The following is a 19,330-nucleotide window of genomic DNA, read 5'->3' as shown; positions in this document are numbered from 1 at the left end:
CACGCTCACTTCGTTCGCTTCGGGGAACGCAGCCCCCCCATCCCTCGAAGGCCGATTCCCGTACGTGCAGGGCGGCCCTGCGGAGGTTGACATGATCATTCATCTGGACGGCCGCGCGCTGACGGTGGCCGACGGCGCGACTGTCGCGGCCGCCATCGCGGCGAGCGGCGACGACACGACGCGCGTGTCGTGCACGGGTGCGGCGCGTGCACCGTTTTGCGGGATGGGCATCTGCCAGGAGTGCAGGATGACGATCGACGGCCGCCGCCGTCTGGCTTGCCAGACGCTGTGCCGCGACGGGATGCGGGTGGAGCGCACGCGATGAAACAGGAACGACTGAGCGTCGACGTCGCGATCGTCGGCGCGGGCCCGGCCGGGCTGTCGGCCGCACGGGCCGCCGCGGGTAGCGGCGCAACGATCGCGATCATCGACGACAACCCGCGCGCGGGCGGGCAGATCTGGCGCCAGGCGGCTGCCGCCGCGCCGGTGCCGGCCGCCGCGGAACGCCTTGCCGTGCTGCGGCAGCCGAACGTGACCCATCTCGCGGCCACGCGCATCGTCGCCGAAACGCAGCCGGGCACGCTGCTGCTCGAGGACGACGAGCGCGGGCTTCTGCTCGAATTCCGCACGCTGATTCTTTGCTGCGGCGCGCGCGAGCTGCTGCTGCCGTTCCCGGGATGGACGTTGCCGGGCGTCACCGGCGCGGGCGGTCTGCAGGCGCTGATCAAGTACGGTCTCGACGTGCGCGGACAGCGCACGGTGATCGCCGGCAGCGGTCCGCTGCTGCTCGCGAGCGCGGCGACGGCCCGTCAGGCCGGCGCGCAGGTGTCGCACGTGCTCGAACAGGCGGAGTGGGGCGACGTGGCCGGTTTCGGCGCGGGGCTGTGGCGCTGGCCGTCGAAGGTCGCGCAAGCCGCGAAGCTCGTCACGGCGGCCTACCGGCCCAATGCGCACGTCGTCGAGGCGTTCGGCGACAAGCGGCTCGAGCGCGTGCGGATCCGGCAGGGCGAGCGCGAATTCGAGATCGACTGCGACCGACTCGCGTGCGGCTTCGGTCTCGTGCCGAACACCGTGCTGCCGAGCCATCTCGGTTGCCGGATCGAAAACGGCGCGGTGGCGGTCGACGCGCATCAGCGCACGAGCCGAGACGGGTATTTCGCGGCAGGCGAGTGCACGGGCGTCGGCGGCAGCGAACTGGCGATGGTCGAAGGCGAAATCGCCGGCTATGCGGCCACCGGGCAGACGGCGCCGCTGGCCGCGCTGGTCGCGCAGCGCGCGCACTGGCAGTCGTTCGCCGACGCGGTGCGCGAGCGCTTCGCGATCCGCGAGCCGATCCGCCGGCTCGCGCGGCCCGATACGCTGCTGTGCCGTTGCGAGGACGTGCGTTTCGACGCGGTTGCGCCGGCGCCCGGCTGGACGGCCGCGAAGCTGCAGACGCGCTGCGGGATGGGCGCATGCCAGGGCCGCGTATGCGGCGCGGCTGCGCAGGCGCTGTTCGGCTGGACGCCGCCGGTGCCGCGCACGCCGCTCGTGCCCGCGCGGGTCGGCACGCTGATGCTGGACGACACGGCATCCTGCGACGGCGCGTGACGCGCGACGGCGAAGCGGCCCCGCTCAGGCGGGCCGCTTCGCCGCTTGGTCCTCCGTCACCTTCTCCCAGCCGCCCACCTGCGGCGCCGCACAGGCGCGCAGGCATTCGATCGCGGTCGCGACGGCCGCGCGGTTCGCGCTGTCCGGATGCCAGTACATCGATACCGCGCCCTGGCCCTCGAGCTGCATCGGCAGGATGCGGATCGCGTTCAATTGTTCGAAGCGTCGTGCGGCACGATGCGACGCGACGCCGAGCAGATCGGTGTTGTTCAGCAGCGTGAGGTTCAGGATCGACGAATTCGACTCGACGCAGTGCGGCGGCTGCACGCGGCCGGCGGCCGTCAGCGCAACCTGCAGCGCGTTGTGCACCGGCGTGCCGGGCGGCCAGACGATCCACGAATAGGCGAGCACCGCGTCCCAGTCGATAGACCCTGCGCCGACGAGCGGGTGATCGGGCCGCGCGACGAACACCACCGGATCGACATACAACGCCTCGGCGTGCAGGTGCGGATCGACGGACGCGGACCCTGAGCGGCCCAGGACGATGTCGAGTTCGCCGCGCGCGAGTTGCGGCATCAGCTGGTTCATGGTGCTCTCGGCGAGCCGCACCTGCGCGCGCGGCATTCGCTTCAGCAACTGCGACACCGCGAGCGGCACCGTATCGGCGGCCGCGACGCCCGACGTGCCGATCGTCACGAGGCCGCTGCCGCCTTCGCGCAGCGCGGCCATGTCGTCGCGCGCGACGTCGAGTTGCGCCTCCACGCGGCGCGCGTGCTCGATCAGCGCATCGCCGTAAGGCGTCGGCCGCAAGCCGCGCGCGTGCCGCTCGAACAGCGGCAGCCCGACATCCTCCTCCAGCTCCTTCAGCCATTTCGACAGCGCAGGCTGCGTGGTCGCGAGCGCGGCCGCCGACTGACTCAGGTTGCCCGTACTGGCGAGGCTCAGCAGTACCTGCAGGTGGCGCAGTCGCAGCCGGTAGGTCCAGTCCATCGCGTGCTCCGTATCGGAAGGTATATCCAAAATTACATGAATTAGATGATTTAATCATTTTACTGGATATGTCTGCGTCGAATATAAATTCGTCAACGGATCGCCGCACGCGGTCCTCGACCCGACACCGAGCCGACCGCGATCGGCAGCCTCAAGGAGACATCATGACCAGCCGACACCTCGACACCACACGCGCCGACTACTACGCGCGGATCACCGGGCAGCGCCTCGCGCCGCTGTGGGAGTCGCTGCACAACCTGGTGCCGAAGACGCCGCAGCCGGCCGCGCAAGCCGCGATCTGGAAGTACGCGCAGGTGCGCGACCTGGTGATGCAGGCCGGCAACGTGATCAGCGCGGAAGAAGCCGTGCGCCGCGTGCTGGTGCTGGAGAATCCGGGGCTGCCCGGCAAGTCGAGCATGACGCCGAGCCTGTACGCGGGCCTGCAGCTGATCCTGCCGGGCGAGATCGCGCCGAGCCACCGGCATACGCAGTCGGCGTTGCGCTTCATCGTCGAAGGCAAGGGCGCCTGGACTGCGGTGAACGGCGAGCGTACGACGATGCATCCGGGCGACTTCATCATCACGCCGTCGTGGGCCTGGCACGACCACGGCAATCCGTCCGTGGAAGACGGCGGCGAGCCGGTCGTCTGGCTCGACGGTCTCGACATCCCGCTGGTCGGCAGCCTCGACGCGGGTTTCGCGGAGAACTATCCGCAAGCCGAGCAGCCCGTCAGTCGCGCGGAAGGCGACAGCTTCGCGCGCTTCGGTCACAACATGGTGCCGGTGCGGCATCGCGCGAGCGATCCGACGTCGCCGGTATTCAGCTATCCGTATGCGCGCACCCGCGAGGCGCTCGACGCGCTGTACCGCAACGGGGAACTCGACGCGTGGGACGGCGTGAAGCTGCGCTACGTAAACCCCGCGACGGGCGGCTGGCCGATGCCGACGATCGCAACCTTCATGCAGTTCCTGCCGGCCGGCTTCGACGGCCGTACGTATCGCGGCACCGACGCGACGATCTACTGCGTCGTGGAAGGCAGCGGCATCGCGCACATCGGCGGCGACGCGTTCGCGTTCGAGCCGCACGACATCTTCGTCGCGCCGTCGTGGGCGCCGGTAAGGCTGTCGGCGTCGTCCGACAGCGTGCTGTTCAGCTATTCCGACCGACCCGTGCTGTCCGCGCTGAACCTGCTGCGCGAAGCGCGCGACTGACGCCGCGCCTTTCCCGCTTTTCCCGATTCGTCGGGTGCGCCGCCCGGGCGGCGCGCATTCCTTCATTCATGCCTACGCTGGAGCCGTTCATGACTTACGTTTTCCCGCCCGAAGCGCCGGTGGCGCTTCCCGTCGCCGGTAGCGACGCCCGTTTCGCCGTCCGCCGCGTGTACTGCGTCGGCCGCAACTACGCCGCCCATGCACGCGAAATGGGCTTCGATCCCGATCGCGAACCGCCGTTCTTCTTCTGCAAGCCGGCCGATTCGATCGTGCCGGTCGCGTACGGCGAAACGCTCGAGCTCGCGTATCCGTCGCAGACGCAGAACTATCACTACGAAGCCGAGCTCGTCGCGGTGATCGGCAAGGGCGGTTCGGACATTCCGCTCGAGCAGGCACTCGAGCACGTGTGGGGCTACGCGGTCGGTCTCGACATGACGCGCCGCGACCTGCAGATGAAGATGCGCGAGATGGGGCGGCCGTGGGAAATCGGCAAGGCGTTCGACCGCTCCGCGCCGATCGGGCCCGTGCATCCGGCGAGCGAAGCCGGCCATTTCGAGCAGGCCGGCCTGTGGCTGACCGTCAACGGTACGACGAAGCAGAAGAGCGACGTGTCGCACCTGATCTGGTCGGTCGCGGAAACGGTCGCCGACCTGTCGAAGTTCTTCCGCCTCGAACCGGGCGACGTGATCTTCACCGGCACGCCCGAAGGCGTCGGCGCGGTGGTCAAGGGCGACGAGATGAAGGTCGGCGTCGAGCGTCTCGGCGAGCTGACCGTGCGCGTGGTCTGACGCGCGCTCGTCGATTTCCTCGAAAGGTTCCATCGTGCAACTGCATAGTTTTTTCAACAGTTCGACATCCTATCGGGTGCGTATCGCACTCGCGCTGAAAGGACTGTCGTACGACACGCTGCCCGTGAACATTCGCACGGGCGAGCATCGCGATGCCGGCTACGTCGCGCGCGTGAATCCCTCGGCGTCGGTGCCCACGCTGGTCGACGGCGATTTCAGTCTCGGCCAGTCGCTCGCGATCATCGATTACCTCGACCAGCTTCATCCGCTGCCGCGGCTCATCCCGCTCGAACCGCAGCGTCGCGCGCGCGTGCTGGAACTCGCGGCGCTGATCGCGTGCGACATCCATCCGGTCAACAACCTGCGCGTGCTGCGCTACCTCGATACCGAACTGAACGTCACGCCGCAGCAGAAGAGTGCGTGGTATCGGCACTGGGTCGCCGAAGGGATGGCCGGCGTCGAGCGGCTGCTCGCGCGCGCGGATACCGGCCCGTGGTGTTTCGGCGCTGCGCCGACGCTCGCCGACGTGTGCCTCGTGCCGCAGATCGCGAACGCGCTGCGGATGGACTGCGACCTGAGCGCGTATCCGCGCAGCCTCGCGATATATGAACACGCGCGGCACGAGCCGGCGTTCGACGCGGCGCAGCCGCAGCGGCAGCCGGACTACGTCGCGTAACACACGAAGAAGGAGACAGACATGGGCGAGACAAACAACTCGAGCCGACGCGTGCTCGTGATCGGCGGCGGCATCGGCGGCCTCGCGACGGCGCTGGCGCTCGCGCGCCAGGGCATTCGCGTGAATTTGCTCGAGCAGGCCGAGCAAATCGGCGAGATCGGCGCGGGCATCCAGCTCGCCGCGAATGCGTTCAACGCGCTGGACGCGCTGGGTGTCGGCGAGGCCGCGCGCGGTCGGGCGGTGTTTACCGACTGGCTGCAACTGATGGATGCCGTCGATGCGCGGGAAGTCGCGCGCATCGACACGGGCGCCGCGTATCGCGACCGCTTCGGCAACCCGTATGCAGTGATCCATCGCGCGGACATTCACCTGTCGATCTACGAAGCGGTCAAGGATCATCCGCTGATCGAGTTCCGGACCAGCACGCAGGTGTGCGCGTTCGAGCAGGATGCCAATGGCGTGACCGTGACCGATCAGCGCGGCGAGCGCTATCGCGCCGATGCGGTGATCGGCTGCGATGGCGTGAAATCCGCGATCCGTCATGCGCTGATCGGCGATGCGCATCGCGTGACGGGGCACGTCGTGTACCGCGCGGTCGTCGACGTCGACAACATGCCGAAGGATCTGCAGATCAACGCGCCGGTCGTGTGGGCCGGCCCGCATTGCCATCTCGTCCACTACCCGCTGCGCGGCGGACGGCAATACAACCTCGTCGTCACGTTCCACAGCCGCGAGCAGGAAACCTGGGGCGTACGCGAGGGCAGCAAGGACGAGGTGCTGTCGTATTTCGACGGCATTCATCCGCTGCCGAAGCAGATGCTCGACCGGCCGACGTCGTGGAAGCGCTGGGCGACCGCCGACCGCGATCCGGTCGAACGCTGGAGCGCGGGGCGTGCGACGGTACTCGGCGATGCCGCGCATCCGATGACGCAATACATCGCGCAGGGTGCGTGTCAGGCGCTCGAGGATGCGGTGACGCTCGGCGCGGCGGTCGCGCAGACCGACGGCGATTTCGAAGCCGCGTTCGCGCTGTACGAGCGTGCACGGATTCCGCGCACCGCGCGCGTGCTGTATTCGGCGCGCGAGATGGGGCGGATCTATCACGCGAAGGGCGTCGAGCGGCAGGTGCGTAACGCGCTGTGGGTCGGACGCACGCAGGCGCAGTTCTACGACTCGCTCGACTGGCTGCATGGCTGGCGTGCGGAGGATTGCCTGAAGTCCGTCGACTGACGCGCACTTCAGCCCGAATCCGGCGGCGCGCATTCCAACGACATCGCGCGCGACCGCCTTCATGGAGGAGACACCATCATGGCCGATACGCTGTCCATCGACGTCAGCGAGTGGATCGACCGGCATCGCGTTGCGCCGTTTCAGGCCGCGATCGTCGCGCTGTGCTTTCTGATCGTCGCGATCGACGGCTTCGACACGGCATCGATCGGGTTCATCGCCCCCGTCATTCGAGCGGAATGGGGGCTGTCGCCCGCGCAGCTCGCACCGGTATTCGGCGCGGGCCTTGCCGGGCTGATGGCCGGCGCGCTCGCGTTCGGGCCGTTCGGCGACCGGTTCGGCCGCAAGCGCCTGCTGCTCGCCTGCGTCGCGTGCTTCGGCATCGCGAGTGCGGCGTCGGCAAGCGCGGGCGGTTTGACCGAACTGATCGCATGGCGCTTCGTGACGGGCCTCGGGCTCGGCGGCGCGATGCCGAACGCGATCACGCTGACATCCGAATACTGTCCCGCGCGGCGGCGCTCGCTGCTCGTGACGACGATGTTCTGCGGCTTCACGATCGGCTCCGCGCTCGGCGGGCTGGTGGCTGCGTCGCTGATCGAGCGCGACGGCTGGCGTGCGGTGCTCGTCGTCGGCGGTGCCGCGCCGCTGCTGCTTCTCCCGGCGCTTGCATGGCGGCTGCCGGAATCGGTGCGCTACCTCGTCAACACCGGCGCGGCGCGCGAGCGGATCGCGGCGATGCTCGCCCGCATCGCGCCGGACCCGCATCTCGCGCACGCGTCGTTCATCGCGCCGAGCGGCAAGCCGGCCGGCTCGCCGTTCGGCCGGCTGTTCGGTGCCGACCTGCTGCGCGGTACGCTGCTGCTGTGGCTCACGTTCTTCATGAGCCTGCTCGTCATCTACCTGCTGTCGAGCTGGCTGCCGACGCTGTTGCGCACGACCGGCGCGACGCTGCAGATGGCCGCCCGCGTGACCGCGATGTTCCAGGTCGGCGGCACGCTCGGCGCGATCGTGCTCGGCTGGCTGATGGATCGCTTCGATCCGCACCGCGTGCTGGCATGCAGCTATGCGGGCGCCGGTGTGTTCGTCGCGGCGATCGGCGTGCTGGCCGCATCGCCGTCGGGGGCCGCGCTGGCCGTGTTCGCGGCTGGCTTTTGCGTGTCGGGCTCGCAGGTCGGCGCGAACGCGCTGTCGGCCGCGTTCTATCCGACCGAATGCCGCACCACGGGCGTGAGCTGGGCAAACGGAATCGGCCGCAGCGGCTCCGTCGTCGGCTCGATGGCGGGCGGCGCGATGCTCGCGATGGGGCTGCCGTTGCCGACCGCGTTTGCCTGTGTTGCCGTGCCTTGCGTGATCGCCGGGGGCGCGGTGTTCGTGCTCGGCGTGCAGAGGGCCGGGCGGACGGCGGCCGATGCGATTGCCGGCGAGCAGGCGTAGCGACGGGTGGGGTGGCGTTGTGCCGCGGGTGCGTTGAGGTGGCACTGGTGGCATAGGCGGCAACGCGGAGTAACGATATATAAATTGATATAATATTGATTCATTAATCGTTGATCTTCGTCCTCCATGAACATCGATCCTTCGGCCGGGCTGCTGCCCGCGCCCGAACTGATGCGCGCGGCAGCAGAATCGGCATGCGCGCTGCTCAAGGCGTTGTCGAATCCCGACCGGCTGCTGCTGCTCTGCGAACTGTCGCAGGGCGAGCGCTGCGTGAGCGATCTCGAGATGCGGCTGGATATCCGTCAGCCGACGCTGTCGCAGCAACTCGGCGTGTTGCGGGACAACGCGCTGGTCCGCACGCGCCGTGACGGCAAGAACATTCACTATTCGCTCGACAGCGCGGCCGCGATCGCGGTGATGGGCGTGCTGTACGAGCAGTTCTGCGGCCCGGCCGCGAAGGGGGCGCGCGATGCAGCTTGATGCGCTTCATTTCACGCCGTGGCTGTCGCTTGCCGGCGGCGTGCTGATCGGGCTCGCGGCTGCGTGGCTCGTCGCGTTCAACGGGCGCATTGCCGGGATCAGCGGCATCGTCGGCGGGCTGTTGACGGCAGGTGCCGCGGAGCGCGGCTGGCGTGCCGCGTTCGTTGCCGGCTTGATTGCCGCGCCGCTGGCGATGCGCATCGCCGGTGCGGGCGTGACGCTGCAGATCGATGCCGGTTGGGGCGAACTGCTGGCGGCCGGCCTGCTGGTAGGAATCGGCACGCGATACGCGGGCGGGTGTACGAGTGGCCACGGAGTCTGCGGGCTGTCGCGCGGTGCGTCCCGGTCGATCGTCGCGACGGCGGTTTTCATGGTCGCGGGCTTCGCGACCGTATTCGTGCGGCGGCACGTGCTCGGGGGCTGACATGCAGGCAGGATTCGCGTTTCTGGCGGGGCTGCTGTTCGGCGCCGGCCTCATCGTGTCAGGGATGGCCAATCCGCAGAAGGTGCTCGGCTTTCTCGACCTGGCCGGCCGCTGGGATCCGTCGCTCGCGTTCGTGATGGCCGGTGCGGTCGGCGTCGCCGTGTTCGCGTTCGCGTGGGCGAAACGTCGGACGCGCTCGTGGCTGGGCCTGCCGATGCAGTGGCCGGCCGCGCGGACGATTACCGTGCGGCTCGTTGCCGGCAGCGCCGTGTTCGGCATCGGCTGGGGGCTTGCGGGGTTCTGCCCGGGGCCCGCGATCGTGTCGATCGGGCTCGGGTCGGTGAAGGGCATCGCGTTTGTTGCTGCGATGCTGGTCGGGATGGCGCTGTTCGAATGGATCGAGCGTCGGCGGAAGGCGGGTTGAGCGGGTGGTGGGTAGCGCACCGCGTGCTGCAATGGGCGGTGGTGGTCGAGTCGGTCGAACGCGCGCAGGCGTTGGACCGCATCGCGGTCGTCGTCAGGCGAGGGCGATGCGATCGTTGCCTGGCGACAGCGGCGACAGCGGCGACAGCGGCGACAGCGGCGACAGCGGCGACAGCGGCGACAGCGGCGACAGCGGCGATTCCGGCGATTCCGGCGATTCCGGCGATTCCGGCGATTCCGGCTCCGGCGCGCGCCGCCGCGTCAGGACGGTTCGCGCGCATGCCGCTCGCCCGATACCTGCCCGACCAACCGGCGTAAAACCACGCGCCACCCGGCCAACCCGCCGCGCCCGCGCGCGGGTTCCACGACGGTCGCGCTGGCCGGCCCGGCGCCGCTGGACGTCAACGCCACGTGAGCGCCCATCTCGATCGTCAGGCATTCACCTTCTTCGAGCACGCGGCGAACGTATTGCGGTGCATCGGGCAGCCAGTCGAGCCCGCCGTGACGCAACGTGACCGCGAGCGCGCCGTCCAGCACGATGATCTGGCTATCCTTGTCGAACCACGCAAAGTGGCTTTGTCCGGCGTCGAGCCGGATGTCCTGCGTCCGCATGGCGAGTCCTTTTCCCGGTTGCGCACCCTCGCGACGGCGAGGCGACAGCGTGTCGTCAGGTTAGGGAAACGCGCGCGAGCGGGACAGATTCAGGGGACGGGAATCTGTTGCGGTGCAGCCGGCGATTTTGCATCGCTGTATCGGTGGGTTTACCCCGAATCTGTATCTGGCGAGCGTCCGCGCGCGCGGGCACGATGGCCCGCATGACGCCCATCACCGACCTGTCACGCACGCCTTTGCCGCTGTCCGGCGAGCCGCTTTACGAACGGCTCGCCGAGCATTACCGCCGCATCATCGCGGCTGGCACGCTGTCGCCCGGCGACCGGATGCCGTCGGTGCGCGCGTTCATGGCGCAACACGGCGTGAGTTTGTCGACCGCGATCCAGGCGTTCCGGCGGCTCGAGGATGCGGGCTGGTGCGAAGCCAGGCCGCGCTCGGGCTATTTCGTGCGGCGGCGTGCGGCGGCCGTGCTCGACACGCTGCCGGAAAGCGACGGGCCGCCGCAGAGCGTCGAGCCGCCGTTCGCGGGCCTGCACGAACGCGTGTCGCGCGTGATCGATCGCGCGAACGCGGCGCCCGATGCGCTGAACCTCGGCGGCGCATCCGCGCAGGCGACGCTGTATCCGGCCGAGCGCCTGCAGACGCTCGCGATCCGGCTGCTGCGGCGCAAGCCGACGTTGCTGACCGACGCGGGGCCCGTCGGCGGTTCGCCCGAATTCCGGCAGACGATGGCCAAACGCGCGGTGTCGTACGGCGTGACGGTATCGCCGGACGATGTGATGTCGACGAGCGGCGGGGTCGATGCCGTGAATCTCGCGCTGCGTGCGGTGGCGCGCCCCGGCGACACGATCGCGATCGAATCGCCGGCCTTTTTCGGCCTGATCCAGTTGCTCGAAAGCCTCGGCCTGCGCGCGCTCGAGATTCCGGCTAGCCCGACGACCGGGTTGTCGATCGAGGCGCTCGATGTGGCGCTGAGCGCGTATCCGGATATCCGGGCCGTCGTCGTCGTGCCGAACCTGCAAAACCCGCTCGGCAGCGTGATGCCGGACGACCGCAAGGCCGCGCTGGTCGCTCTGTGCGCGCGCCGCGGCGTGGCCGTGATCGAGGACGAGCCGTATCGCGAGCTCGTCGAAGCGCCGCATGCGGTGAAACCCGTGAAGGCATGGGACCGCGACGGCACCGTGATCTACTGCCCGTCGTTCAACAAGGTGCTGGCGCCCGGGATGCGGCTCGGCTGGATGAGCGCAGGGCGTTGGCACGCGCGTGTGAAGATGCTCAAGTTCGCGCACAGCCGGCACAACGCCGCGCTGCTGCAGGCTGTCGCCGCAGAGTTCGTCGGCTCGGGCGCGTTCGATCGCCACCTGCACCGGTTTCGCGAGCAGCTTCGCGTGCAGCGCGACGTGACGATCGACGCGATCGCCCGCCATTTTCCGGCCGGCACACGGATGAACCGGCCGCCGGGCGGCATGCTGCTGTGGATCGCGCTGCCGGACGGCGTACATTCCGAAGCGCTGTTCGACGCTGCGCTGGCGCGTGGAGTAAGAATTGCGCCGGGCTCGATCTTTTCGAATTCCGATCGCTTTGACGCGTATATCCGGCTTGCCTGCACACGCGTGTTCGACACCGCGCATGAAGCGGCACTCGAAACGCTCGGCCAGTTGATACGCGAGGCAGCAGCGGCCGCGTAACCGGGCTGATCGGCAACCGGGCTGGCGACGGCGCGCCCGAGCGCTGCCGACGCAGCGGATGCGCGAGCCGGCCGATCCGGCACGCCGTCTCTACGGCAACCTCTTGCCGCGCGATGCCGCACCGGCGATACGATTTCGGCGATTTCATCGCCCGACCGAATGCGTGGCGAGGTGCTGGCGGATCAACGACAGGTAATGATCGCCGACCGAGAAGTCGCGTGCGGCACGCGGCCGCTCCGCCTGACGCAGCGTGGCTGGCGCGCTCATGCCCAGATACCGGCACACCGCCGACGGAAACGGCTTGCGCGTATGCCCGAGCTGGCGGGCCGCGCGTTCGATGCGGGCGTCGCCGACCTGTGCACGCAGCCACGCCAGCACTTGGCGATCGGTGTCGTTGACGATACGAACCAGATGTTCCATCGCGCACCCCACTGTTCATAAATACAGTACTGTAAATATAACCAGTAAGCGGGGCGACCGCAAGCGGGTGCGCTTGCACCTGGCCGTTCGGCCAGGGTCAGCGCGCCGGCACGGCGGTTCGGGCGGCGGGAACGGCGGGGGCTGCGGGTGCTGCAAGCTTGGCGTAGCGCGCGTCGGTGAGCGTGCCGAGGAACGCGACGATGTCGTCGATTTCCGCGTCGGTCAGCGCGGGTGGCGTGCCGGGCCGGCGGTTCATCGGCGTCGAATTGACGTTGATGTTGCCGCGATAGGCGGCCGGCACGTCGTCGAAGGTTTGGGTGCCGTGATACCAGTAGCCCGGGTCGGTCGAGCGCGTGTTGTAGAACGCGACCGCGTCGCGCAGCGTCGTGAACACGCCGTTGTGCATGAACGTCTGCTTGACCGCGACGTTGCGCAGCCCTGGCGTGCGCAGGTAGCCGCACCATTGCGTCGGTTCCGGCCAGCGCAGCCGTGTGGCGGTATCGCACAGCCCGTTGTCGAAGTGGCGCGGATCGCGGTTCGCAGGCAGCGCGCGGTTACGCGGCACCGCGATCGCGTCGTAGCCGAAATCGGTGAACAGCGATCGCTCTGGCCGGCTCGACGTCTCCGACAGCGTATGGCAGGTCATGCAATTGCCCTTGTCCGGATTCCGGAACAGCGCCAGGCCGCGCATCTCGGCCGGCGCGAGCGGCGTGCGCGTGCGCAGGAATGCGTCGAAGCGCGACGTGAACGGCGCCATCTCGTCGCTCTGCAGATAGGCTTCGACGGCCGAGCCTAACGCGCGCACCAGTTGCTCGGGATCGCGCCGCACCGACGCACCGAAGCGCGTGGCGAGATCGGGCGCGAGTTCGGTGGCGTCGACCTTGCGCAGCAGCGCGGCCGGCGACCGGTTGTTCATCTCGTTCGGATCGAACAGCGGTCCGCGGATCTGCTCGGCGAGCGTGTCCGCGCGGCCGTCGCCGAACAGGCCGCCAAATGGTGACGGCGCCGGTGCGTCGTCGTCCTGGTAGAAGTGGCGGCGCGGCACGTAGCGCACGTAGAGCAGCGACGGCGCGTTGCGCTGGCTGAAGCGGCCGTGACGGCTGCCTTCCGGCACACCGGGCCCTGCCAGCGATGCCGCCGACAGCGTCGGCGCGAACGCACGGCCCGGATCGTGGCAGCCCGCGCACGACATGCCGCGCGGCTCGGACAGCCGCGGATCGAAGAAAATCCGGCGGCCAAGCGCCACGAGCGTCGGATCGGGCGCGAAGTGCGCGGCCGCCGCGTCGACCTTGCCTGTCACCTGCGGCGTGCCGTTGCCGATCGTGGCGACGATGCGCGACGGCGGCGCGCCGGGCAGCAGCGTCGTTTCGGAAGGCGCGGCGTGAGCCGCGAGGGCGATGCCGGCGAGCATGGTCGCGGCGAGTACGCATGCCGTCCGGCCGGCACGGGCTGGAACGGACGTCGAATGCAATACCGGAAGCGCCGCAAAAGCCGCCACCGAAACCCGCCACATCCGCGATCCGGCCAATTTCCGACGACGACTGCCCGAATCCGCCAAACCGCGATTCACTCGAACCTCATCACTCACGGCGCGATGAACCCCGTCTTGTCGCAGGCGAGCGTCGTGCCTGACTGGTTGCACGATGCGAGCAGCTTGCCGGCCGCCGAATACGCACGGAACACCCAGCCCGTCGCCGGTGCCGCGCGCCGTTCCATGATCAGGAAACCGAAGCTGTTGTTGTGAGAAAGCCGTTCGATCACGGCGCCCGGCGCGGGCGTCAGGTCGGCCGGGAACGGGTCGGGCAGCGCGACGTCGAGGTTGTCGCCGCCGTTGCCGGACACGATCGTCGCCGGATGCCCGGACGAGAAGTTGATTGCCTGGAAGTCGTGTACGTGCCCGTGGAGCGCGACGTGGATGCCGGGCGGGTAGTACGCCTGCGCGTTCAGGCTCGACATCACCGACTGCAGTGCGAGATTGCCCGGCGCGGGCGTGCTGCCGGCGATCGGCGCGAACGCGAGGATCGGGTGATGGTTCGTGAAGATCGTCGTCGTCATGCCGGCCTTCGACGCGAGCGACGCCACCGTCTGGAACTGCTTCTGGTAGAGGCGGAATTGCGCGTCGGTCGTCTTCAGCGGATTGCGGCCGACTTTCGCGGTATCGAACACGATCACCTGCGTGCCGCCGCCGAGCGACACCGCATACGGTTCCGAATAGTTCGCGTCGTCGTCACGGGCCGGATCGTCGCACGAACGGGCCGTCGAATACGGGCGAGGATCGAGGAAGCGATACCAGCCCTGGCCCGCCCGCGCACATTCCTCGTGGTTGCCGCGCACGACCACCCAGGGTGCCTTCGCGAACAGCGGCGCGGCCGGGCGAAACAGGTCGGCCTGCCACGTATCCCAGCCGTAGCCCCACGGGCTGTCCTTGCAGCCCGCGATGTCGGGCGGGCACGCGTTTTCGCGGTAGTGATAGTCGCCGACGTGCAGCACCAGATCCGGCGACAGCTTCGCGACGCTCGCCGCGATCGTGTCGAACGGCCAGACCGTCGCGTCGTTGCACGCCTGCCATGCGTTGTCGGCCTTCTTCATCCGGCAGCCGGTGTCGGCGATGATCGCGATGCGCTGCGGCTGGGCCTTCGGCAGCGGCAGCGCACGACCGGCGACGCTCGCCGTCTGCGCGTCGGCCGGCAACGTCGCTTCGCAGACCGATACCGGGAAGCTCGACGGTTTGGAGTCGGCCGGGTCGCTCGCGGTCGGTCGCTGCGCGACGGTTGCGGTGCCGGCGCGCAGCGTCATGCGCGACAGGTTGCCGTCGACGGACAGTTGCGGACACAGCGGATCGCTCGCGGAAGCCGGACTGTAGTTCGTGATCACGCGCGCGATTGCCTGGTTCGCATCGCCGATCTCGACCCACGCGGCCTCGACGTTGACCGCGGCACTGGCCGGATCGGCGGGCGTATCGATGTGATTCGAACACGCGGACAGCGCCGCAAGGGCGGCAAGCGGAGCGCAGCGCACGAACAGCGCGCGAGAGAGGGGTCGTCGCATGGGGGCACCGTGGGAAAACCGTCAACGGTACGCAACATGAATGTAAGAAATATGAAAGTGGAGCGCGACGGGCGTGTCGTGGCCGTGCTTGACCTCAAGCCGGCTTGAAGCCGCATAGTCAGGCTCACGATCAACGACGTACACGAAGGGGAATCGACGATGGAATCGCACCAGCCCAACGAAGCGCAGTCCGCGCTATGGAACGGCCCGTCGGGGCTTGCATGGGTCGACGCACGGACGTCGCTCGACCGGATGTTCGAGCCGTTCGAGACGCTGCTCGCGGATGCCGCGGCGGCATTGTCCGCGCGCAGCGTGCTCGACGTCGGCTGCGGCACGGGGGCGGTGACGCGCGCGATCGCCCGGAGGCTCGGCGCACATGCGCGCTGTACGGGCATCGACATCTCGGCGCGGATGATCGCCGCTGCGCAGGATCGCGCGGAACGCGAGGGCATCCGCGCAGCCTTCATGTGTGCCGACGCGCAGACGCATGCATTTGCGCGCGATCGTTTCGACCTGATCGTGTCGCGTTTCGGCGTGATGTTCTTCGACGATCCGGTGCGCGCATTCGCGAACCTGCACCGTGCGACGCACGCGAACGCGCAACTGCGATTCATCGCATGGCGCAGCGCAGCGGAAAATCCGTTCATGACGACAGCCGAGCGTGTCGCGGCGCCCTTGCTGCCGAATCTGCCGGCGCGGCAGCCGGGCGGGCCTGGACAGTTCGCGTTCGGCGACCGGCAGCGGATCGCATCGGTGTTGTCGGACAGCGGCTGGACCGACGTCGAGATCGAACCGCTCGATATCGCGTGCGCCTTGCCCGAGCCGGCGCTGCACGACTACATCGCCCGACTGGGGCCGGTCGGGCTCGCACTGCAACAGGTGGATGACGCGACACGGCGGCGCGTGGTCGATACGGTGCGCGCCGCGTTCGAGCGCTACGTGCACGGCGCGGACGTGCGTTTCGATGCGGCGTGCTGGCTCGTCAAGGCGCGTGCGCCGTCTGCGTGACGCAGGGGAAGGGGGCGGGCGATGAAGCGGCACGCGCAAAGGCGTGCCGTCAGCCACGCCTTGCACGCAGCATCAGCCACGCGCAGCCCGCCGCAACGAGTACTAGCCCGAGCAGCACCGCCTCGACGCCGAGCGCGAAGCCCGACGACATTTCGCCGCTGTTCGGCACTGGCGACAGGTTGACGGTCATCGCGATCGCGCCACCGGCCAAGAGCGCGATGCAGGCGATCCAGTAGAGCTTGCCGCGCGACGCGGCAGCGCGGATCCGCCAGAGCGCGAGGCCGGCGCCGCCGAGGTAAAGCACGGCGAGCATGACGAGCGCGACGAGGTCGCCGGCCCGATTGTGGAGGAACCCGCTCATTGCGCGGCTCCGTCGATCGTCGCGCATCGGGGCGACGGGGTGCGGGAGATGCGGTTGTTCATTCGGTCTTTGTCTCGTGGGCCGGTACGCGGTTCGCCCGCTGGGCGGTCGCCGAAGCCGTTCGCCGCAATCGGCGCCAGAAATACGGCGAAGATGGTGACGGCGAGCGCGCCGAGCAGGCCGAAGCGGGCGACGTCCGATTGCCGGCCGATGAAGAACGACGCGCCGATGACGGCGAGCGCCGGCAGGACGACCGGTGGTTCGAATGCGGTTCGGAACGGGAGGCGGGATTCCGGCATGACGGGCATCCAGGTGTGGGCGCAACGCGGCGCGACGCCGTCCGGCCACGCGTGTCGCGCGCCGGACCCTGATACGGCGTGCGTCGAACGTACCGCGATGTCAGGAATGCACGCGGGGGCGTGCAGGGATCAACCTGACGGATTGTAAGTGATCGGGAGCAAGTGCGAAAAGCGCGCGATCCGCGCGGTGCGCGAACGTCGTTGCAACGGAAGGAGGAAAAGACGGCGCCCCCGGACGATGCACGGAGAAGCATATCGTCAGGGGCGAATAGCGAGCAGCACGTTGCCGCCCGCGTTCAGAACGTCACGGCGATCCCGGCCATGCCGACGAACTGACCATGTGTGGTCGATGGCGTGAACTGCTGCGAATCGCCGACGATCGGCGCCGCATCGACGATCCGGCTTGCACCTTGTGCACCGAGCGTCTGCCAGCACGAATGCGTGCACGCCTGCAGTGCGTAGAGCGTCGTGCGTTTCGACAGGCTGTACGACTCCTTCAGCGAATACTACTCATGGCGTGCCGCATCCGGCACGCCGTTCGCTTTCGACGCGAGCGTGTACGAGAACGCGCCGGCCACCGAGAGCGCTGGCGGGAAGCCGACGCTTCAAGGGGCGTGACAACCCTGATGAAAATTTATTTTTTTCCGGGCGGCAGATTGTGTAAATTGATTTTCATTCACCTTGCAACAACCATTCGCATGACGTCTCTCGTTCCGCACGATGCCAATCAGGATGAACCCGCGATCGCCGAGCGCATTGCGTCGGCGATGCCGTTGATGACGCCGATCCACCGTCGCATGGGCGAGTTCGTGCTCGCGAACCCGTTTCGCGCGGCGACGATGCGCATCGACGAGCTCGCGCAAGCCGTGAATGCCTCGATCGCGACCGCGAACCGCTTCGCGAAAGCGCTCGGCTTCGACGGCTATCCGGCAATGCGAGCGGCGCTCGTGCGCGGCTTCGAGGCGACGCTCGGCCCGGTCGAGCGGCTGCGTTCCGCGCAGGAGCAGGAGTCGGGCGTGCGTGGTGCCGTGTGGATCGACGCGGTATTCGACCAGGCCGTCGCGAACATCGGGAACACGCGCGCGCAGCTGGACGCGGGCGACGTCGAAGCGGCCGTCGAGTCGATCGTCGGCGCGCGGCGCGTGCTGATTCTCGGCGCCGGTTCGAGCGCGTTTCTCGCCGGGTTGATGGAGCATGGGCTATCGGTGTGCCACGACAACGTGCAGTCGCTTGCGCTGCTGGGCGGCCCTTCGCATGCGGCGCGGCGTCTGTATACGGCCGACTCGCGGGATCTCGTGATCGCGCTCGCATTTCCGCGCTACGTGACGGACACGATCGAGCTCGCGCGCCGGGCGGCCGCACGCGGCGCGCGGGTGCTCGGCATCACCGACGGGCCCGATTCGCCGCTTGCCCCGATCGCGTCGCTGAAGCTGTACGTGAAGGCCGAGCGGCGTTTTGCGGCGACGTCGGAGGCGGCCGTGCTGACGATGATCGAGGCGCTGATCGACGCCGTCGCGCTGCGCACGCACCGTTCCGCGAAGTCGGCTGCCGAGATGACCGAATTCCTGTTGCCCTGGCTGGTTCAGCCTCAAGCGGCGCAGCCGGCCGCCAACCCTTCTTCCTCCGGTCCGAAAAAATCATGACTTCACCCGCGATCGTCGCGATTCACGGCGGTGCAGGCACGATCCTGCGCGATGCAATGAATACCGACACCGAACGCCAGTACCGTGCCGAGCTGACCGCGATCCTGCAGGCCGCGCAGAAGGTGCTCGCCGACGGCGGCAGCGCGCTCGACGCCGTTACCGCCGCGGTGCGGATGCTCGAGGACTGTCCGCTGTTCAACGCCGGGCGCGGCGCCGTGTATACGGCCGAAGGCAAACACGAACTCGATGCGGCCGTGATGGACGGCGCGACGCTCGCGGCAGGCGCGATCTGCTGCGCGACGCGCGTGCGCAATCCGGTGCTCGCCGCGCGGCGCGTGATGGAAGCGAGCGAACACGTGCTGTTCGCCGGCGCGGGCGCCGACGCGTTCGCGGTCGCGCAGGGACTCGAAATCGCCGAACCCGGCTACTTCGACACCGACGCGCGGCACGCGCAGTGGGTGAAGGCGCGCGCGGCGGCCGGCACGATGCTCGACCACGACGCCGCGAGCTTCACGTTCGGCGGGGCCGCACAACCCGCCGAGCCGCTCGATCCGGACCGCAAGCACGGCACGGTCGGCGCGGTCGCGTGCGACGTGCACGGCCATGTCGCGGCGGCGACGTCGACGGGCGGCATCACGAACAAACAGCCCGGGCGCGTCGGCGATTCACCGATCATCGGCGCGGGCTGCTACGCGGACGACGCGACGTGCGCGGTATCCGCGACGGGCACCGGCGAAATGTTCATCCGGCTCGCGACCGCGCATGACGTGGCCGCGCAGATCGCGTATCGCGGCGCGTCGCTCGCCGACGCCGCGCACGACGTCGTGATGAACAAGCTGCCGCGCCTGGCCGGGCGCGGCGGAATCATCGCGGTCGATGCGCACGGCAACGTCGCGATGCCGTTCAACACGGAAGGGATGTATCGCGGCTACGCGCGCGTCGGCGAGACGCCCGTGGTCGGCATCTACCGCGACGATGCGGCCTGATTGCGGATCGCACGAGGAGACC

The 19,330-nt window shown here is 68.8% G+C and carries 21 protein-coding genes and 1 pseudogene; 14 read left to right on the top strand and 8 right to left on the bottom strand.

Features of this window, described 5'->3' with window-relative positions; all coding sequences use genetic code 11:
• Nucleotides 1–91: 91 nt before the first annotated feature.
• On the top strand, nucleotides 92–325 hold the full coding sequence (locus DIE13_RS05560; RefSeq protein WP_096499103.1) for a 2Fe-2S iron-sulfur cluster-binding protein: 234 nt from the start codon (nucleotides 92–94) through the stop codon (nucleotides 323–325).
• On the top strand, nucleotides 322–1,590 hold the full coding sequence (locus tag DIE13_RS05555) for an FAD/NAD(P)-binding oxidoreductase (protein WP_124826205.1): 1,269 nt from the start codon (nucleotides 322–324) through the stop codon (nucleotides 1,588–1,590). The genes DIE13_RS05560 and DIE13_RS05555 overlap by 4 nt, the downstream gene beginning before the upstream one ends.
• Nucleotides 1,591–1,614: 24 nt before the next feature.
• On the opposite strand, the gene DIE13_RS05550 is transcribed toward DIE13_RS05555, so the two are convergent.
• Nucleotides 1,615–2,580: a LysR family transcriptional regulator gene (locus DIE13_RS05550; RefSeq protein WP_124826204.1), complete on the bottom strand. Its 966-nt coding sequence runs from the start codon at nucleotides 2,578–2,580 to the stop codon at nucleotides 1,615–1,617.
• A gap of 164 nt (nucleotides 2,581–2,744) precedes the next feature.
• Between DIE13_RS05550 and gtdA the strand changes: the two genes are divergently transcribed.
• The 8 genes from gtdA to DIE13_RS05510 all read left to right on the top strand — a co-directional run bounded on the left by gtdA (nucleotide 2,745) and on the right by DIE13_RS05510 (nucleotide 9,244).
• The gene (gene gtdA, locus DIE13_RS05545; protein ID WP_124826203.1) at nucleotides 2,745–3,791 is read left to right on the top strand and encodes a gentisate 1,2-dioxygenase; all 1,047 of its coding nucleotides are present in this window, start codon (nucleotides 2,745–2,747) and stop codon (nucleotides 3,789–3,791) included.
• Nucleotides 3,792–3,880: 89 nt separating this feature from the next.
• Nucleotides 3,881–4,579, top strand: coding sequence for a fumarylacetoacetate hydrolase family protein (locus DIE13_RS05540; protein ID WP_096499095.1), 699 nt, complete (start codon nucleotides 3,881–3,883; stop codon nucleotides 4,577–4,579).
• A 34-nt stretch (nucleotides 4,580–4,613) separates the two neighbouring features.
• Complete coding sequence (gene maiA, locus DIE13_RS05535; RefSeq protein ID WP_124826202.1) at nucleotides 4,614–5,255, top strand: maleylacetoacetate isomerase; 642 nt, start codon at nucleotides 4,614–4,616, stop codon at nucleotides 5,253–5,255.
• Between the two features lie 21 nt (nucleotides 5,256–5,276).
• Complete coding sequence (locus tag DIE13_RS05530) at nucleotides 5,277–6,485, top strand: 3-hydroxybenzoate 6-monooxygenase (RefSeq protein ID WP_124826201.1); 1,209 nt, start codon at nucleotides 5,277–5,279, stop codon at nucleotides 6,483–6,485.
• A 78-nt stretch (nucleotides 6,486–6,563) separates the two neighbouring features.
• Nucleotides 6,564–7,916: an aromatic acid/H+ symport family MFS transporter gene (locus tag DIE13_RS05525; protein ID WP_124826200.1), complete on the top strand. Its 1,353-nt coding sequence runs from the start codon at nucleotides 6,564–6,566 to the stop codon at nucleotides 7,914–7,916.
• A 126-nt stretch (nucleotides 7,917–8,042) separates the two neighbouring features.
• Entirely contained in the window at nucleotides 8,043–8,396 is a 354-nt protein-coding gene (locus tag DIE13_RS05520; protein ID WP_124826199.1) for a helix-turn-helix transcriptional regulator, read from the top strand.
• On the top strand, nucleotides 8,386–8,820 hold the full coding sequence (locus DIE13_RS05515; protein ID WP_124826198.1) for a YeeE/YedE family protein: 435 nt from the start codon (nucleotides 8,386–8,388) through the stop codon (nucleotides 8,818–8,820). The genes DIE13_RS05520 and DIE13_RS05515 overlap by 11 nt, the downstream gene beginning before the upstream one ends.
• A 1-nt stretch (nucleotide 8,821) precedes the next feature.
• Nucleotides 8,822–9,244: a DUF6691 family protein gene (locus tag DIE13_RS05510; RefSeq protein WP_124826197.1), complete on the top strand. Its 423-nt coding sequence runs from the start codon at nucleotides 8,822–8,824 to the stop codon at nucleotides 9,242–9,244.
• Nucleotides 9,245–9,504: 260 nt separating this feature from the next.
• Here the strand turns inward: DIE13_RS05510 and DIE13_RS05505 are convergent, their stop codons facing one another.
• Nucleotides 9,505–9,855 (bottom strand): hypothetical protein, encoded by a 351-nt coding sequence (locus DIE13_RS05505; RefSeq protein WP_124826196.1) that lies wholly within the window; start codon nucleotides 9,853–9,855, stop codon nucleotides 9,505–9,507.
• A 203-nt stretch (nucleotides 9,856–10,058) separates the two neighbouring features.
• Here DIE13_RS05505 and DIE13_RS05500 point away from each other — a divergent pair, with 203 nt between their 5' ends.
• Complete coding sequence (locus tag DIE13_RS05500) at nucleotides 10,059–11,543, top strand: PLP-dependent aminotransferase family protein (protein WP_175750537.1); 1,485 nt, start codon at nucleotides 10,059–10,061, stop codon at nucleotides 11,541–11,543.
• Nucleotides 11,544–11,687: 144 nt separating this feature from the next.
• On the opposite strand, the gene DIE13_RS05495 is transcribed toward DIE13_RS05500, so the two are convergent.
• From DIE13_RS05495 to DIE13_RS05485, 3 genes are all read right to left on the bottom strand, one after another.
• Nucleotides 11,688–11,963 carry a hypothetical protein gene (locus DIE13_RS05495; protein ID WP_124826194.1) on the bottom strand — a complete coding sequence of 92 codons (276 nt, stop codon included), beginning with the start codon at nucleotides 11,961–11,963 and terminating at the stop codon, nucleotides 11,688–11,690.
• Between the two features lie 97 nt (nucleotides 11,964–12,060).
• On the bottom strand, nucleotides 12,061–13,374 hold the full coding sequence (locus tag DIE13_RS05490; protein ID WP_124826193.1) for a cytochrome-c peroxidase: 1,314 nt from the start codon (nucleotides 13,372–13,374) through the stop codon (nucleotides 12,061–12,063).
• 173 nt (nucleotides 13,375–13,547) lie between these two features.
• Nucleotides 13,548–15,011, bottom strand: coding sequence for a metallophosphoesterase (locus DIE13_RS05485; RefSeq protein ID WP_124826192.1), 1,464 nt, complete (start codon nucleotides 15,009–15,011; stop codon nucleotides 13,548–13,550).
• A 159-nt stretch (nucleotides 15,012–15,170) separates the two neighbouring features.
• Here DIE13_RS05485 and DIE13_RS05480 point away from each other — a divergent pair, with 159 nt between their 5' ends.
• Nucleotides 15,171–16,019 (top strand): class I SAM-dependent methyltransferase, encoded by an 849-nt coding sequence (locus DIE13_RS05480; RefSeq protein ID WP_124826191.1) that lies wholly within the window; start codon nucleotides 15,171–15,173, stop codon nucleotides 16,017–16,019.
• 49 nt (nucleotides 16,020–16,068) lie between these two features.
• On the opposite strand, the gene DIE13_RS05475 is transcribed toward DIE13_RS05480, so the two are convergent.
• The 3 genes and pseudogenes from DIE13_RS05475 to DIE13_RS33665 form a co-directional block, all read right to left on the bottom strand.
• Nucleotides 16,069–16,380, bottom strand: coding sequence for a hypothetical protein (locus tag DIE13_RS05475; protein ID WP_124826190.1), 312 nt, complete (start codon nucleotides 16,378–16,380; stop codon nucleotides 16,069–16,071).
• Nucleotides 16,377–16,679 (bottom strand): hypothetical protein, encoded by a 303-nt coding sequence (locus tag DIE13_RS05470; RefSeq protein ID WP_124826189.1) that lies wholly within the window; start codon nucleotides 16,677–16,679, stop codon nucleotides 16,377–16,379. The genes DIE13_RS05475 and DIE13_RS05470 overlap by 4 nt, the downstream gene beginning before the upstream one ends.
• 296 nt (nucleotides 16,680–16,975) lie before the next feature.
• Nucleotides 16,976–17,275, bottom strand: a pseudogene (locus tag DIE13_RS33665) (porin); the annotation flags it as partial.
• A 102-nt stretch (nucleotides 17,276–17,377) separates the two neighbouring features.
• Here DIE13_RS33665 and DIE13_RS05460 point away from each other — a divergent pair.
• Entirely contained in the window at nucleotides 17,378–18,322 is a 945-nt protein-coding gene (locus DIE13_RS05460; protein WP_124826188.1) for a MurR/RpiR family transcriptional regulator, read from the top strand.
• On the top strand, nucleotides 18,319–19,308 hold the full coding sequence (locus tag DIE13_RS05455) for an isoaspartyl peptidase/L-asparaginase family protein (protein WP_124826187.1): 990 nt from the start codon (nucleotides 18,319–18,321) through the stop codon (nucleotides 19,306–19,308). Before DIE13_RS05460 ends, DIE13_RS05455 begins: the two co-directional genes overlap by 4 nt.
• The last annotated feature ends 22 nt before the right edge of the window (nucleotides 19,309–19,330 follow it).

The organism is Burkholderia sp. Bp9016 (assembly GCF_003857765.1).
Classification (GTDB): domain Bacteria; phylum Pseudomonadota; class Gammaproteobacteria; order Burkholderiales; family Burkholderiaceae; genus Burkholderia.
This window is presented reverse-complemented; position numbering and strand designations above follow the sequence as displayed.